Here is a 15,061-nt window from a genome sequence, read left to right as displayed (position 1 = left end):
ATCCTGGGGGCGCTTCGCACCCCTTTCGCGACACAAGGCCGCTCCTACAGGGGGATCGCATCTCACCCAAATGCATGATCCCGGAAATGAAAACGCCGACACAGGGGTGTCGGCGTTGGGTTATGCAGTGTATCGCAAGCGAATCAGAACGCCGGCAGCACAGCGCCCTGATACTTCTTGGCAATGAATTCCTTCACTTGCGGGCTGGTCAGGGCCTTGGCCAGTTTCTGGATGGCTTCGCTGTCCTTGTTGTCCGGGCGGGCAACCAGGAAGTTCACGTACGGCGAGTCGGCACCTTCGATCACCAGCGCATCCTTGGCCGGGTTCAGGCCGGCTTCCAGGGCGTAGTTGGTGTTGATCATGTCCAGGTCGACCTGGTCCAGCACACGCGGCAGCATGGCCGACTCAAGCTCGCGGAACTTCAGCTTTTTCGGGTTCTCGGCGATGTCCTTGGGGGTGGCCAGGGCATTCTTCGGGTCTTTCAGGGTGATCAGGCCAGCCTTCTGCAGCAGGATCAGGGCGCGGCCGCTGTTGCTGCCTTCGTTAGGGATGGCAACGGTAGCGCCTTCCTTCAGCTCGGACAGGTTCTTGATCTTCTTCGAGTAGCCACCGAAGGGTTCGACGTGTACGCCAATGACCGTTTCCAGGTGGGTGCCTTTACCTTCGTTGAAGCTCTTCAGGTAGGGCAGGGTCTGGAAGTAGTTGGCGTCCAGACGCTTCTGGTCCACCTGCACGTTCGGCTGCACGTAGTCGGTGAAGACCTTGATCTCCAGGTCAACGCCTTCCTTGGCCAGAGCAGGCTTGATCAGCTCGAGGATTTCGGCGTGGGGTACCGGAGTAGCGGCAACCACCAGTTTTTCAGCGGCGGCGGCCAGGCCGGAAAACGACAGGGCAGCGGCCAGGGCGGTGGTCAGCAGGGTCTTCTTCATGGTGGTCCTTGTTCTGAATCTGGGCCATCGGCGATGGCGAATCGGGTGCCCAACCGGTTCACCAGCGGGCGTGAGGCGGACAATACCTAGATTTTTTATTCCGTAACAATATCTTTTACTTAGCTGCTTATTCCAAAAACAAAATGCCACCAGCCACTTTGCTTATGAGCGATGTCTAGCGCGCGGGGTTGGGCAAGTCGAGGTCTTCTGGCTGGATCTCTGCGCCGTCATTCACCAGCAAGGCAAAGTGGATGACGTTCTCCAGTTCGCGGGTATTGCCGGGCCAGAAATGCGCTTCCAGCACCTGCTGCGCCGCCTCGCTTACCAACGGCACAGGCCGCTGCAGGCGCACGCTGTAGATACCCACAAAGTACTCGGCCAGCGGCAGGATATCGCCCGGCCGCTCGCGCAGCGGCGGCAGTTCCAGCGCGCCCTCGCGCAGGTACTGGTGCAACCGCTCGTTGAAGCGCCCCGCCCGTACCACGCGCGTCAGGTCGATGCTGGTGGCGGCGACCAGGCGCACATCCACCGGCTGTGGCTGCTGCGCGCCCACCCGGGTGACCTCGCGGTTTTCCAAGGCCGCCAGCAACTTGCCCTGAATGGCCAGCGGCAAGTCGGCAATCTCGTCCAGGTACAGCGTGCCGCCGTTGGCCGAACCGAACCAACCGGCGCGGCTGCTGGCAGTGCCGCCCTGGCTGCCAGCGCTATAGCCGAACAGCTCGGCATCAGCGTAAGTGGGGCTGATGGCTGCGCAATTGACCGACACGAACAGCCCACCACGGTCGCTGGCACGATGGATCTGCCGGGCCAGCAGCTCCTTGCCGGTGCCGGTTTCGCCACGGATCAGCACGGGCAAGGGTTGCGGTGCCAGACGCTCAAGGTCTTCGCGCAACTGCTGCGAACGCGGGTCGATGAACACCAAGGCCTTGGCACGGATGCTCAGCGGGCTCTTGTCCAGCTCGGGGAAGGTCAGCAGTGGCTGGCCAAACGGGTTTTGAAACGTCATGACGAACTCCCGCCCCAGGCCTGCATTGGCCGGGCGTCAGGTAAACGGTAAACAACAAGGGCTGTCAGGCGCGACGCAGTGCGCGCTGCTCGACCCGGCTCTGCAAGCGATACAAGTAGGCGAAGCCTTGTTCCCAGCGCTCATGGCCGGACTTGACGTTGATGTGCCCGGCATTGCTCAGCAACCCCGCTTCGGCACCCCAGGCCTGGGCCAGGTACAGCGCCCGCGGCACGCTCACGGCCGGGTCGTTGTCCGAGCTGACGACCTGGCTGGGGAACGGCAGCGCCTCGGCCGGGATCGGCGCAAAGTTACGCAGCGCTGGCGCACAGGTGGGCCGCTCGACGTCTGCCGGCGCTACCAGCAGTGCACCCCGCACCCTGCGCCGCAAGGCCGGGCTGGCCTGCGCGGCCCAATGGGCGACCGTGATGCAGCCAAGGCTGTGGGCAATCAGGATCACCGGCGAACGCTCGGCGGCCACCGCCTGCTCCAGCGCCTGCACCCAGTCCTGCCGTTGCGGGGTGAGCCAATCGTGCTGCTCGACCCGCGCACTGTTGGGCAGGGTGCGCTGCCAGTGACTTTGCCAATGGTTGTCTGGCGATCCTTGCCAGCCCGGCACAATCAGGTAACGAATTGACTCATTGCGCATGGGGACGCCTCCAGTAAGTTTGCGTGCTTGGAGACAAGTATAGGGAGGGAGTTATATTCGTAAAGGAATAAGAAGCTATTTATTAATAACCAAAACACCAATAGCTTGTGCGATCCCTGTGGGAGCGGGCATGCCCGCGAAGCAAGCACCGCGGTGGATGGCACGGGCTTCGCCCGTGTTCGCGGGCACGCCCGCTCCCACAGGGATCAGGCAAAAAAAAGGGCCATCCCCTGCCAAGAGATATGGCCCCAACGCACTTGCGAGAGTCACTTGCCTGAAGAGGTTTTGCAGGGATCAGCGCGCGGTTATCACCGCCAGCTTGCTGATCCCCGCACGTTCGATGGCTGCCATGGCTCGCGCCACTTCGCCGTAGTTCACGCCGTCGTCGGCCTGCAGCTGCACGCGCACATCCGCGTCCTTGTCCTTGGCGGCCTTGAGGTTGGTTTCCAGCAGGTCGGGCTGGATCTGATCCTTGTTGATGAACAGCTTGCCGTCGCCGTCGATGCTGACCACCAACGGATCCTTCTGCTCCACCGGGGCCACAGCCTCGGTCTTGGGCAAGTTGATGGGGATGGCGTTGGTCAGCAGCGGCGCGGTGACGATGAACACCACCAGCAGCACCAGCATGACGTCTACCAAGGGCGTGACGTTGATTTCACTGAGGACTTCGTCGCTGTCCTGGGTCGAAAAGGCCATATCAGGACGCCTCCTTCACCGGCTGGGTGAAACCAGCCTGGGCTTTTTGCACGGCAGGGTGTACCAGCACGCGGAAGGCACTCTTCTGCGCCAGGCTGTAGAAGTCGTGGGCGAAGTCATCCAGGTCGGCAGCGGTCAGCTTGAGGCGACGCAGGAAGTAGTTGTACACCAGCACTGCCGGCACTGCGACGGCGATACCCACACCGGTAGCCACCAGTGCCGCACCGATTGGCCCGGCGACGGTTTCCAGGCTGGCGGAGCCAGCCGCACTGATGCCCTTTAGCGCTTCCATGATGCCCCACACGGTGCCGAACAGGCCGATGAAGGGCGAGGTGCTGCCGATACTGGCAACCACCGCCAGGCCGGTTTCCAGCGAGCGGCGCTCACGCACGATCTGCTGACGCAGGGCGCGTTCCAGGCGGTCCTGGTGGTTGATGGCGTGGCTCAGGTCATTGGCCTGGGTCTCGCCAACGGCAATCGCGGCGTAGCCGGACTGGGCAACACGGGCAGCCGGGCCGGGCAGCTCATGGCTGAGTTCGGCGGCCGAATCCAGGCTGGAGGCCGCCCAGAACTGCTTGTGGAAGCGCTTGTCCTGGTTTTTCAGCCGCACGAACTGCGCAACCTTGACCAGGGCCAGGCCCCAGGTGACGACAGAGAAACCGACCAGCAGCCAGATGACTGCGCTTTCAACGGATTCGAGGGGGGATGCCAGCAGGCTCATGATGGTGTCTTCCTGTGTTCTGCGAAATAGTTAGCGAAGCTTGAAATCGATCGGCACGCTGACCCAGCCAGTCTGGGCCACGTCGCCCTGCTTGGCGGGTACGAAGCTCCAGCGCTTGACCGCGGCCAGCGCGGCAGCGTCGAGGGCGTCACGGCCACTGCTTTTCTGTACCTGGATCTGCCCGGGCTTGCCGCTTGGCAGCACCTCTACGCGCAACAGCACGGTGCCTTCCCAACCACGGCGCTGGGCCATTTGCGGGTATTCCGGTGCCGGGTTCTTCAGGTACGCGGCGTTGGCCGATGCCGGGGTTATCGGAGCCGGCGCGGGTGGCGCTGGCGCAGGCGGTGCGGGGGCGGCCACCGGCGCTGGCGGTGGTGCCTCGACCGGCTTGGGCTGTGGCTTGGGCGCTTGCTTGACCACAGGCTTAGGCACGGGCTTTGGCTTGGGTTTGGGCTTGGCGGCCAGTTCGTCGACTACCGGTGGCGGCGGTGGCGGCTCGACCACGGGCGGCGCGGGCGCTGGCGGCGGAGGCTCGACCACGGGCGGCGCTGGCGCTGCGAACTCGATGGTCATGGGCGGCACCTGTGGCGGCACCACTGGCAGCTCGGGTGTTGGCGCCTGGCTGACCCAGTACGCTGCAGCGCCATGCAGCACCAGCACCAGCAGGCCCAACACCAGCTTGTCGCGGCGCTTGAGCCCGCTGACGGGCGTGCGTTGCAGGCGCAGCTGGCCAAGCGGGAGGCGAAGCGTGCGTCCAAGCTCGACCAGGTCACCCGGGGCCGGGCGCCATGGCTGGTCGTAGGCCCTGACGGCCGACTGGACATTACCCATTGATCAAACTCCTGGGGTCTCGATTCAGGTGTGTGGCTGAATCATCGGGGCCAGAGGCTTATCTCTTAAAGTAATGTTTAAAATTATGGTTAGAACTGAATTGAATATTGTTTTTCAGGAAGGCCGTGGAAGCCACGAACTGCGCGGGCTGCGGCTGTCGGGTTTAAACGCGATGCATTGGGGGCATGCAAAATATTCGCGTAAGGCATGAGATTGCCGCGAGGGCTGCGCCCTCGATCGCGACACAAGGCCGCTCCCACAGGAGATTGCAGTTCCCTGTGGGAGCGGCCTTGTGTCGCGATGGGCTGCAAAGCAGCCCCGGCAATCCGTCAGGCAAAAAAAAGCCCGGAACCAAGCCCGGGCTTTTTCTCATCAAGCGCGGCTCAGATATCCGCCACCTTCTGCCAAACCTTCGGCCGGAAGAACAACGTCTCGCCCCGCGCCAGCCCGGTCAGGCTGTCATGGTCCTTGACCACCTCGGCCTCGATCAACTCGCTCTGCCCTTCCACCTTCAAGGTCACCCGCGTGGTAGCGCCCAACGGCCGGATATCCCGCACCTCGGCAGCATGGTGCCCTTCGGTCTCATGCCGCGACAGCGACACCTCGTGCGGGCGGAACAGCACATGGTGCCCTTCGCTCACCGCCAGGCGGTTGGAGTCGCCCAGGAAGTGGTAGACGAAATCGTTGGCCGGCTGCTCGTACACCTCGCCCGGCGAGCCGATCTGCTCGATCACGCCCTTGTTCATGACCACGATGCGGTCAGCCACTTCCATGGCCTCTTCCTGGTCGTGGGTGACGAACACCGACGTCAGGTTGATATCCTCGTGCAGCCGCGCCAGCCAACGACGCAGCTCCTTGCGCACCTTGGCGTCCAACGCACCGAACGGCTCGTCCAGCAGCAGCACCTTGGGCTCCACTGCCAGGGCGCGGGCCAGAGCAATACGCTGACGCTGGCCGCCAGACAGCTGCTCCGGGTAGCGGTCGGACAACCAGTCCAGCTGCACCATGTTCAGCAACTCGTGCACTTTTTCGGCGATCTTGCTCTCACTCGGGCGCTCGCCCTTGGGCTTCATGCGCAGGCCGAAGGCGACGTTGTCGAACACACTCATGTGGCGGAACAGCGCGTAGTGCTGGAATACGAACCCGACGTTGCGGTCACGCACGTCATGGCCAGACACATCCTCGCCATGGAACACGATGTTGCCCTGGTCCGGGGTTTCCAGGCCGGCGATGATGCGCAACAGGGTGGTCTTGCCACAGCCGGACGGGCCCAGCAGCGCCACCAGCTCGCCGCTGTTGATGTCCAGGTTGATGTTGTTCAGGGCCTGGAAGCTGTTGAAGCGCTTGCTGACATTACGAACTTCGATCGACATGAATCATTCCTCCGCGGCGCTGTGGCGCAGGCGGTTAATACGGTTCTCGCTCCACTGCTTGAGCAGCAGGATGAAGAGCGCCAGGATCAGCAACAGGCTGGCCACGCTGAAGGCCGCGACGTGGTTGTACTCGTTGTAGAGGATCTCTACGTGCAGCGGCAAGGTGTTGGTCACGCCACGAATGTGGCCCGACACCACCGACACCGCGCCAAACTCGCCCATGGCCCGTGCGGTACACAGCACCACGCCATAGATCAGGCCCCATTTGATGTTGGGCAAGGTCACGTGCCAGAACATCTGCCAGCCATTGGCACCGAGCAGGCGCGCGGCCTCCTCTTCTTGCGTGCCCTGCTCCTGCATCAGCGGGATCAGCTCACGGGCCACAAACGGCACGGTGACGAAGATGGTCGCCAGGACGATGCCCGGCAGGGCGAAGACGATCTGGATGTCATGGTCCTGCAGCCAGGGCCCGAACAGGCCCTGCGCGCCGAACATCAGCACGTAGACCAGGCCGGCGATTACCGGCGACACCGAGAACGGCAGGTCGATCAGGGTGACCAGGATACTTTTGCCGCGGAAGGTGTACTTGCTCACGCACCAGGCGGCGCTGACACCGAACACCAGGTTCAACGGTACCGAAATGGCTACGGCGAGCAGAGTCAGCTTCAGCGCCGACAACGCGTCAGGCTCGAAGATCGCCTCGAAGAAGGTGCCAAAACCGTTCTTCAGCGCCTGCGACACCACGATCACCAGCGGCAGCAGCAGGAACAGGGCGAACACCAGCCAGCCAAGGCCGATAAGAATGCGCCGCGACGTAGCACTGCCACGGCGGGCGGCGTTGGCGGCGGCGCTTGCACTCAGGGATGAACTGGACATGCCGGCCTCCTTCAAGGGGTTTCGATGCGGCGCTGCAGCAGGTTGATCAGCAGCAGCAGGATGAAGGAAACCACCAGCATCAGCACGCCGATGGCGGTCGCGCCGGTGTAGTCGTACTGGTCGAGCTTGACCATGATCAGCAGCGGCAGGATCTCGGTCTTCATCGGCATGTTGCCGGCAATGAAGATTACCGAACCATACTCGCCCACGCCGCGGGCGAAGGCCAGGGCAAAGCCGGTGAGCCAGGCCGGCAGCAGGGCTGGCGCCAGTATGTGGCGGAACACCTGCAGCGGCTTGGCCCCCAGGCAGGCAGCGGCCTCCTCCACTTCACGCGGGATGTCGGCCAGTACCGGCTGCACCGTGCGCACCACGAACGGCAAGGTGACGAAGGTCAGCGCCAGGGTGATGCCCAGCGGGGTGTAGGCGATCTTGAAGCCCAGGTCGGTGGCGAACTGGCCAACCCAGCCCGCAGGCGCGTACAGGGCGGTCAGGGCGATACCGGCGACGGCGGTGGGCAAGGCGAACGGCAGGTCGATCATCGCGTCGATGATCTTGCGCCCAGGGAAGGTGTAGCGCACCAGCACCCAGGCCAGCAGGGTGCCGATCACCCCGTTGATGATGGCGGCGAACAGGGCGGTGCCGAAACTCAGCTTGAGCGCGGCGATCACCCGCGGCGCACTGATGATGTTCCAGAACTGCTCCCAGGTCAGCTGCGAGGCATGAATGAACATGGCTGCCAGCGGTATCAGCACGATCAGGCTGAGGTACACCAAGGTGTAGCCCAGCGTCAGCCCGAAGCCGGGTATGACGGGGGAAATACGACGCGACATAAGTATCCCTGGTTGAACGCACGAAGCCCGGAATCAATCCCGGGCCGGTGCTAGCTTCTGAAATCCTGGGGCTGCCTTGCAGCCCATCGCGACACAAGGCCGCTCCTACAAGTAGAACGCGTATCCCCTGTAGGAGCGGCCTTGTGTCGCGATAGGGCCGCAAAGCGGCCCCCGCTTTTCTTGGCCCTTACTGTGCCTGATAGATCTGGTCGAACACACCGCCATCATTGAAGAATTTGGGTTGTGCAGTTTTCCAGCCACCGAAGTCCTTGTCGATGGTTACCAGGTCCAGTTTCGGGAATTGCTTGCCGAATTCGGCAGCGACCTTCTCGTCACGCGGGCGGTAGAAGTTCTCGGCGGCAATCTTCTGCCCGGCCGGGCTGTACAGGTGCTTGAGGTATTCGGTGGCAATGTCGGTATTGCCCTTCTTCTCGGCATTCTTGTCCACCACCGCCACGGGCGGTTCGGCCAGGATCGACAGCGACGGTACGACGATGTCGAACTTGTCGGCGCCACCGTCTTCCTTCAGCGCCAGGAAGGCTTCGTTTTCCCAGGCCAGCAGCACATCGCCCTGGCCGTTGTTGACGAAGGTGATGGTCGAGCCACGGGCGCCGGTATCCAGCACCGGCACGTGCTTGAACAACTCCTGCACGTAGGCCTTGGCCTTGTCTTCGCTACCACCGGCTTTCAGGCCATAGGCCCAGGCCGCCAGGAAGTTCCAGCGCGCACCGCCGGAGGTTTTCGGGTTGGGGGTAATGACCGAAACGTCCTTCTTGATCAGGTCGCCCCAGTCCTTGATGCCTTTCGGGTTGCCCTTGCGCACCAGGAACACGATGGTCGAGGTGTACGGGGTGCTGGCGTCCGGCAGACGGGTCTGCCAGTTGTCCGGCAGCGTCTTGCCAAGCTTGGCCACTTCGTCGATGTCGCCGGCCAGGGCCAGGGTCACCACGTCGGCGCGCAGGCCGTCGATCACCGCACGGGCCTGCTTGCCCGAGCCGCCATGGGATTGCTGGATCTTCACCTTGTCGCCCGGGTGGGCCTGCTGCCAGTGCTTGATGAACTCGGCGTTGTACTGCTGGTACAGCTCGCGGGTCGGGTCGTAGGACACGTTCAGCAGTTCGTAGTCCTTGGCGATGGCGGAACCGGCAAAAACAGCACTGGCCAGGGCGGCGAGCGCATAACGGCGGATGGACATGGTGAAGCTCCCGATTGGCATTTTTCTAATTTTGGAGGTGAGGCGCGATCAGCCGGACTTGTTGCCGGGCTGTTGCAGGCGGAACTTCTCCTTGCGCTCGATCTGTACGACCTGAGCGTTGTGCACAGTGATCTCCACCGCACCAAACCGCAGGTCGCGCAAGGCGCTCTGGATTTCACGCAGAATGGTGGCTTCGTCCTGACCGTCGATGCTACGCAGAGATGCACTCATGCTCGTTCTCCTTGGAGTGAGGGTGCCGGGCAGAGGTTTGAAGGGGATTTGCGCCTGGCTTGAGGGCAATAGTAGTGAGGCGGAGTTATTCTTAAAAATACTGTTTAAGAATGTTTATATAACCAAATTAAAATCGCGATTCTGCAGCCGACGCAAAGCCCTGTGGGAGCGGGTTCACCCGCGAATGCGATGGTGGAGCTACCGTCGCATTCGCGGGTGAACCCGCTCCCACAGGGTGCGTACAAGGCTTCAGTTTTGTTTCTGCGGCTCGCGAATCTTGTACCAGGCCACATACAGCGCCGGCAGGAACAGCAGGGTCAGCAGCGTTGCCACGATGATCCCGCCAATCATGGCGTAGGCCATCGGCCCCCAGAACACCTCGCGGGCAATCGGGATCATGCCCAGGCTCGCCGCCGCTGCGGTCAGCAGGATCGGCCGACGACGATGGTTGGTGGCCTCCACCACCGCATCCCACGGCGAGAAGCCCTGGGCTTCGAACTCGTCGATCTGGGTTACCAGGATCACCGAGTTACGAATGATGATGCCCGCCAGCGCCAGGATGCCAAGAATCGCCACAAAGCCCATCGGTGTACCCGTGGGCACCAGCGCCAGCACCACGCCGATCAATCCCAGCGGCGCCACGCTGACCACCAAAAACAGTTTCTGCACGCTGTGCAGCTGGATCATCAGGAAGGTCGCCATGAGGAACAGCATCAGCGGAATCACCTTGGCGATAGGGCCCTGGGCCTTGCTGCTCTCCTCCACCGTACCGCCCGTGGCCACTTCGTAACCGACCGGCAACTGGCTGGCGAACTCATCGATCTTCGGCTTGAGCTGCGCCACCAGGTCTGTGGGCTGGATCTCGCCATTGACCGAAGCCTTGATGGTGATGGTCGGCTTGCGGTCACGGCGCCACACCAGCGGTTGCTCCAGCTCGTAACGCACGGTGGCGAACGACAGCAGCGGGATCGAGGTGCCGTTGGGGGTAAGAATTTGCAGGTTTTGCAGCGTATCGGGCGAGCCGCGCTCGCTGTCTTCGGCGCGGGCGACCACGTCCACCAGGTAGATGTTGTCGTTGACCTGGGTGATCTGCACGCCACTGACGATGCTGTTCATCACATTGGCCACGTCTTCTGACGACAGCCCCAGCTGGCGGGCCTTGTCCTGGGCGATTTCCACGCGCAGCACCTTACCCGGCTCGTTCCAGTCGTAGATCATCTCGCCGATGTGCTCGTTCTGGTCGAGCAAGGTGGCCAGCTCGATGGCGTGCTTGCGCACCTGGTCGATGTTGGCGCCGCTGACCCGGTACTGGATCGGCCGGCCCACCGGCGGGCCCATCTCCAGCGACTGCACGTTGGTACCGATGCCGACGAAGTCTTCATGCAGGATCTTCTGCAGGCGGTCGATCATGCCCTGGCGCTCTTCGAAGCCCTTGCTGACGATCACCAACTGCGCGTAGTACGGGTTCTGCAGTTGCTGGTCGAGGGGCAGGTAGAAGCGAATCGCGCCTTGCCCGATATAGGTGCTCCAGCGCACCAGGTCCGGGTCGTCCTTGATCCGCGCCTCGAGGCGGTCGACCACCTTGCGCGTTTCCTCAATCGAGGCGTTCTGCGGCAGGTTGAGGTCGACGAGAATTTCCGGGCGGTCCGAGGACGGGAAGAACTGGTTCTGCACAAAGCGCATGCAGAAGATCGACAGGGCGAACAGCACTACGGTGCCGATGATGGTCAACCAGCGGTTGCGCATGCACCACAGCAACCCGCCCTCAAATGCCCGCCCGACCCGGCCAGGCTCGGCGTCGTGGGCCTTGAGCTTGTCGCCTTTGAGGATATGCACCCCGAGCACTGGCGCGAAGAACACCGCCACCACCCAGGACACGATCAGCGCCACGGCGATCACCGCGAACAACGTGAAGGTGTATTCACCCGCAGAGCTGGCGTTGAGGCCAATGGGCACGAACCCAGCCACGGTCACCAAGGTGCCGGTAAGCATGGGGAAGGCTGTAGAGGTGTAGGCGAACGTCGCCGCCTGCTCCTTGCTTTCGCCCATTTCCAGCCGCGTGACCATCACCTCCACGGTAATCATCGCATCGTCCACCAGCAGGCCAAGCGCAATGATCAGCGCACCCAGCGAAATCCGCTGCATGGTGATGCCGCTGTACTCCATGAACACGAACACCATGGCCAGCACCAGCGGAATCGAGCAGGCAACCACCAGGCCGGCGCGTACGCCGAGGCTGACGAAACTCACTGCCAGCACGATCACCACCGCCTCGAACAGCGCGCTGGTAAAGCCGCCGACCGCCTCCTTGACCACCACTGACTGGTCGGAGACGGTGTGTACCCCGACACCTACCGGCAGGTCTTCGATTACCTGGTCCATGCGCTTTTTCAGTGCCGCACCAAACACCTGGATATTGCCGCCGGCCTTCATGCCGATGGCCAGGCCAAGGGCCGTCTGGCCGTTGTAGCGGAACATGGGCGAAGGCGGGTCGACGTAGCCACGCTCGATGTCGGCGATATCGGCCAGGCGGAAGAAGCGATCGTTGATCCTCAAGTTGACGGTTTGCAGGTCCTTTTCCGAGGCAAACTGCCCGGATGTTCGCACCGAGATACGCTCCGGGCCGGCTTCGATCATGCCGGCCGGCGTCACCGCGTTCTGCGCTTGCAGTGCCTGCATCACCTGGCGCTGGTCAATGCCCAGGGCAGCCAGCTTGCGGGTGGAGAAGTTCAGGTAGAGCACTTCGTCCTGGGTGCCGACCAGCTCGATCTTGCCAATGTTGGGTACATCGCGGACCTCGGCCCGCGCCTGTTCCACGTAGTCACGCAGCTGGCGCAAGGTCAGGCCGTCGGCGGTAAAGGCATAGATGGAGCCGAATACATCACCGAATTCGTCGTTGAAGCCCGGCCCCTGGATGCCCGCCGGGAATTCGCCACGAATGTCCTGGATCTTCTTGCGCACCTGGTACCAGATATCCGGGATGTCCTTGGCCTTGGTGGTGTCGCGCAGGTACACGTAGACCGTGGATTCACCGGGGCGGGTGTAGCTTTTGGTGTAGTCGAGCGAGTCGAGTTCTTCGAGCTTCTTCTCGATGCGGTCGGTGACCTGGTACAGGGTTTCGTCCTGGGTCGCGCCGGGCCAGCGGGTCTGGATGACCATGGTCTTGATGGTGAACGACGGGTCTTCCTCACGGCCCAGGTTGAAGTAGGAGAATATCCCCATCAACAAGCCAACGAACATCAGGTACCAGACGAACGATTGATGCTTGAGTGCCCAGTCGGACAGGTTGAAGCTTCCTTTCATTGCGCATCCTCGTCGAAGGTGACCTTCTGGCCAGGCTTGAGGCTGTTGACGCCCGCGGTGACCACGCGCTCACCGGGCTGCACGCCGGCGCTCACCACGACGCTGTCAGCGGTGCGGCCGATCAGCGTCACGTCGCGGGTGGCCACGGTCTTCTGCTGCGTATCGATCACCCACACCTGGGTCTTGCCGTCGCGCTCGAGCAAGGCACTCAAGGGCAATTCGCTGCGCGGGGATATTTGCGAGCTGAGGGTCACACTGATGGCGGTGCCGAGGTGAAAGGCCGCCGGCGTGCTGGCCAGGGTCAGGCGGGCGCGGCGGGTACGGGTGGTGGCATCGGCCTGGGGCTCCAGTTCGCGCAGGCTTGCCGTGGTGCTGATGGTCGGGTCCAGTTGCGAGGCCACGGTGAAGGTCAGGCTTTTGCTCAACTGCTCGGCCAGGCCGATTGGCAAGTCGATGACCGCTTCCTTCACATCCGGTCGGGCCAGTGTCACCACGGCTTGCCCGGCCGTTACGGTTTGCCCGGCTTCGGCCTGCCAGGCGGTAATCACGGCGGCGTGGTCGGAGCGCAGGGTGCTGTAGTCAAGCTGGTCACGTGCCTGGCTGAGCGCAGAGCGCGCCTGCTCCAGCGCCGCGCTGGTGGTTTTCAGGTTGGTCTGGGCGATATCCAGCTGGGCCTGGGCGCCAACGCCACGGTCATACAGCTGTTGCTGGCGACGGGCATCGGCCTGGGCGTTTATCCACTGTGCCTGAACCTTGGCCAGGTCGCCTTCGGCGGCGCGCAGCTGGTTCTGCTGGTCGGTCGGGTCGAGAGTGGCCAAGGTGTCGCCCGGCTTCACCTGGGCGCCCACATCCAGCCAACGCCGGGCAATGCGCCCGGAAACACGAAAGCCCAGGGTACTTTCGAAACGCGCCTGGATACTGCCGGCGAAGCGGCCCAGTTGCGACTGCACCTGGGGTTCGACCTTGACCGACAGCACCGGCCGAATCGGCTCTGGTGCTTCTTCTTCGCTACTGCAGCCAGCCAGCAATACGCCGGCCGACAGCATCAGCAGCAGGCGTTTCATAGCTCACCCCCTTGGGCCTTGGCGTCGACCTTCTGCACTTGCATGCCGGGGTGCAGCAACTGCCCGCCAGTGACCACCACGGTTTCGCCGCCCTTCAGGCCGCTGGCGACCACAATCTTGCCGGTGAGGTAACGGCTGACTTCCACTTTGCGCAATTCCACCTTGTCGCCCTCGCCCACCACCCACACAGCGGGCTCATGCAGGGCCTTGGTCAGCGCCGACCACGGCAGTTCGATGCTGGGCCGGCCCTGGGCATTGGTGGTGGCGGTCACTGGTGCACCCAGTTGCATCCCTGCTGGCACGTCCTTCAGGCCGACCTTGACCTGCACCGTGCCGCTTTGCGCCGACACCGTGGGGGTGATTTCGCGTACGAAGCCCTGAGCCTGGACCTTGGGGTCGTCCAGCAGGCTGACGATCACCCCTGCATCGCTGGGCGGCGCTATCAGTAGCGATTCGTAGACGTTGAACACTGCATCGCGGTCGCCATCGGTGGCCAGGCTGAAGATCGGCATGGTCGCCTGCACCACCTGGCCGACTTCGGCCTGGCGCTCGGTGATAACCCCGGCGGCCTCGGAGACCAGTGCGGTGTAGCTGAGTTGCTCGTTGGCGTTGGCCAGCTGGGCCTGGGCGGCCTTCAGCGCGCTCTGGTTGCTGCGCAGCGCGGCTTCGGCAGCATCGTATTCGCTCTGGCTGGTGTAGCCCTTGGGCAGCAGTTTTTGCTGGCGCACGAAGGCGGCGCTGGTCTGGGTGACCCGCGCCTGAGCGGCAAACACCTCGGCCTTGGCCGAGTCGACGTTGTTCTGCAGGTCTTTCGGGTCCAGCCGGGCCAGCACTTGGTTGGCCTTGACGTGATCGCCCACGTCCACACTGCGCGAAATGATCTTGCCGCCGACGCGGAACGACAAATCGGTCTGCACCCGCGCCTGTACGTCGCCGGTCAGGGTGACCCTGGCAGCGAAGTCGGTGGGCTGGACCTGCTGCACACCTACCCGAGGCAACGTCTCGGGGACCTCTTCCTTGCTACAGCCGGTGAGCATGTAAAGCAGCCCCAGGCAGACGACCGACAGCGGACGCATCAACGCCATGCTGGCTCCTTGCTTGTGCACAAATGATTGTGGAATGCGACTGTGAGCGTAGTTCAGGGTTCGATAAACATCACTGACGCGGATCAGTTCGGCATTTTCACAGCCTGTGCCGGCCTCTTCGCGGGTGAACCCGCTCCCACAGAGATCGTGCATATGCTGAATCCTGTGCAGTACCTGTGGGAGCGGGTTCACCCGCGAAAGGGCCGGTCCTGCCATATCCAGAAATCATCCGCTTCCCTGGGGGTGCAACACAGCCACTACCTTGGGATGTTGAT

General features: G+C 62.9%; 14 protein-coding genes. All 14 read right to left on the bottom strand.

Features of this window, described 5'->3' with window-relative positions:
- Positions 1 to 143: 143 nt before the first annotated feature.
- Positions 144 to 929: a MetQ/NlpA family ABC transporter substrate-binding protein gene (locus tag N805_RS23485; protein ID WP_019472480.1), complete on the bottom strand. Its 786-nt coding sequence runs from the start codon at positions 927 to 929 to the stop codon at positions 144 to 146.
- A 175-nt stretch (positions 930 to 1,104) separates the two neighbouring features.
- The gene (locus tag N805_RS23480; protein WP_019472479.1) at positions 1,105 to 1,935 is read right to left on the bottom strand and encodes a sigma 54-interacting transcriptional regulator; all 831 of its coding nucleotides are present in this window, start codon (positions 1,933 to 1,935) and stop codon (positions 1,105 to 1,107) included.
- A 64-nt stretch (positions 1,936 to 1,999) separates the two neighbouring features.
- Positions 2,000 to 2,581: an alpha/beta hydrolase gene (locus N805_RS23475; protein ID WP_019472478.1), complete on the bottom strand. Its 582-nt coding sequence runs from the start codon at positions 2,579 to 2,581 to the stop codon at positions 2,000 to 2,002.
- A gap of 294 nt (positions 2,582 to 2,875) precedes the next feature.
- Positions 2,876 to 3,277, bottom strand: a complete 402-nt coding sequence (locus N805_RS23470; protein ID WP_019472477.1) for an ExbD/TolR family protein — start codon at positions 3,275 to 3,277, stop codon at positions 2,876 to 2,878.
- A 1-nt stretch (position 3,278) separates the two neighbouring features.
- Positions 3,279 to 3,998 carry a MotA/TolQ/ExbB proton channel family protein gene (locus N805_RS23465; protein ID WP_019472476.1) on the bottom strand — a complete coding sequence of 240 codons (720 nt, stop codon included), beginning with the start codon at positions 3,996 to 3,998 and terminating at the stop codon, positions 3,279 to 3,281.
- Between the two features lie 30 nt (positions 3,999 to 4,028).
- Positions 4,029 to 4,829 (bottom strand): energy transducer TonB, encoded by an 801-nt coding sequence (locus N805_RS23460; RefSeq protein ID WP_028614098.1) that lies wholly within the window; start codon positions 4,827 to 4,829, stop codon positions 4,029 to 4,031.
- A gap of 383 nt (positions 4,830 to 5,212) precedes the next feature.
- Positions 5,213 to 6,202 carry a sulfate/molybdate ABC transporter ATP-binding protein gene (locus N805_RS23455; RefSeq protein ID WP_046811336.1) on the bottom strand — a complete coding sequence of 330 codons (990 nt, stop codon included), beginning with the start codon at positions 6,200 to 6,202 and terminating at the stop codon, positions 5,213 to 5,215.
- A 3-nt stretch (positions 6,203 to 6,205) separates the two neighbouring features.
- Entirely contained in the window at positions 6,206 to 7,078 is an 873-nt protein-coding gene (gene cysW / locus N805_RS23450) for a sulfate ABC transporter permease subunit CysW (protein WP_016502135.1), read from the bottom strand.
- Between the two features lie 11 nt (positions 7,079 to 7,089).
- The gene (gene cysT, locus N805_RS23445) at positions 7,090 to 7,908 is read right to left on the bottom strand and encodes a sulfate ABC transporter permease subunit CysT (RefSeq protein WP_012274724.1); all 819 of its coding nucleotides are present in this window, start codon (positions 7,906 to 7,908) and stop codon (positions 7,090 to 7,092) included.
- A 187-nt stretch (positions 7,909 to 8,095) separates the two neighbouring features.
- Positions 8,096 to 9,103 carry a sulfate ABC transporter substrate-binding protein gene (locus N805_RS23440; RefSeq protein WP_016502136.1) on the bottom strand — a complete coding sequence of 336 codons (1,008 nt, stop codon included), beginning with the start codon at positions 9,101 to 9,103 and terminating at the stop codon, positions 8,096 to 8,098.
- Between the two features lie 48 nt (positions 9,104 to 9,151).
- Positions 9,152 to 9,334, bottom strand: a complete 183-nt coding sequence (gene oscA / locus N805_RS23435; RefSeq protein ID WP_016489716.1) for a sulfur starvation response protein OscA — start codon at positions 9,332 to 9,334, stop codon at positions 9,152 to 9,154.
- Between the two features lie 249 nt (positions 9,335 to 9,583).
- The gene (locus N805_RS23430) at positions 9,584 to 12,637 is read right to left on the bottom strand and encodes an efflux RND transporter permease subunit (protein ID WP_028614097.1); all 3,054 of its coding nucleotides are present in this window, start codon (positions 12,635 to 12,637) and stop codon (positions 9,584 to 9,586) included.
- A complete protein-coding gene (locus N805_RS23425; protein WP_028614096.1) occupies positions 12,634 to 13,701 on the bottom strand; it encodes an efflux RND transporter periplasmic adaptor subunit in 1,068 nt (355 codons plus the stop codon). The genes N805_RS23430 and N805_RS23425 overlap by 4 nt, the downstream gene beginning before the upstream one ends.
- Positions 13,698 to 14,786: an efflux RND transporter periplasmic adaptor subunit gene (locus N805_RS23420; protein WP_019470555.1), complete on the bottom strand. Its 1,089-nt coding sequence runs from the start codon at positions 14,784 to 14,786 to the stop codon at positions 13,698 to 13,700. Before N805_RS23420 ends, N805_RS23425 begins: the two co-directional genes overlap by 4 nt.
- Between the last annotated feature and the right edge of the window lie 275 nt (positions 14,787 to 15,061).

Origin of the sequence: Pseudomonas putida S13.1.2 (genome assembly GCF_000498395.2) — a bacterium.
In the GTDB taxonomy this organism is placed as follows: Bacteria; Pseudomonadota; Gammaproteobacteria; order Pseudomonadales; family Pseudomonadaceae; genus Aquipseudomonas; species Aquipseudomonas putida_Q.
This window is presented reverse-complemented; position numbering and strand designations above follow the sequence as displayed.

What these genes read in the sequence shown, in the direction of transcription:
- N805_RS23440 (WP_016502136.1), bottom strand. Translation starts at nt 9,103, where the DNA reads ATGTCCATCCGCCGTTATGCGCTCGCCGCCCTGGCCAGTGCTGTTTTT.
- N805_RS23485 (WP_019472480.1), bottom strand. Translation starts at nt 929, where the DNA reads ATGAAGAAGACCCTGCTGACCACCGCCCTGGCCGCTGCCCTGTCGTTT.
- cysT (WP_012274724.1), bottom strand. Translation starts at nt 7,908, where the DNA reads ATGTCGCGTCGTATTTCCCCCGTCATACCCGGCTTCGGGCTGACGCTG.
- N805_RS23420 (WP_019470555.1), bottom strand. Translation starts at nt 14,786, where the DNA reads ATGGCGTTGATGCGTCCGCTGTCGGTCGTCTGCCTGGGGCTGCTTTAC.
- N805_RS23425 (WP_028614096.1), bottom strand. Translation starts at nt 13,701, where the DNA reads ATGAAACGCCTGCTGCTGATGCTGTCGGCCGGCGTATTGCTGGCTGGC.
- cysW (WP_016502135.1), bottom strand. Translation starts at nt 7,078, where the DNA reads ATGTCCAGTTCATCCCTGAGTGCAAGCGCCGCCGCCAACGCCGCCCGC.
- N805_RS23455 (WP_046811336.1), bottom strand. Translation starts at nt 6,202, where the DNA reads ATGTCGATCGAAGTTCGTAATGTCAGCAAGCGCTTCAACAGCTTCCAG.
- N805_RS23460 (WP_028614098.1), bottom strand. Translation starts at nt 4,829, where the DNA reads ATGGGTAATGTCCAGTCGGCCGTCAGGGCCTACGACCAGCCATGGCGC.
- N805_RS23475 (WP_019472478.1), bottom strand. Translation starts at nt 2,581, where the DNA reads ATGCGCAATGAGTCAATTCGTTACCTGATTGTGCCGGGCTGGCAAGGA.
- N805_RS23480 (WP_019472479.1), bottom strand. Translation starts at nt 1,935, where the DNA reads ATGACGTTTCAAAACCCGTTTGGCCAGCCACTGCTGACCTTCCCCGAG.
- N805_RS23465 (WP_019472476.1), bottom strand. Translation starts at nt 3,998, where the DNA reads ATGAGCCTGCTGGCATCCCCCCTCGAATCCGTTGAAAGCGCAGTCATC.
- N805_RS23470 (WP_019472477.1), bottom strand. Translation starts at nt 3,277, where the DNA reads ATGGCCTTTTCGACCCAGGACAGCGACGAAGTCCTCAGTGAAATCAAC.
- N805_RS23430 (WP_028614097.1), bottom strand. Translation starts at nt 12,637, where the DNA reads ATGAAAGGAAGCTTCAACCTGTCCGACTGGGCACTCAAGCATCAATCG.
- oscA (WP_016489716.1), bottom strand. Translation starts at nt 9,334, where the DNA reads ATGAGTGCATCTCTGCGTAGCATCGACGGTCAGGACGAAGCCACCATT.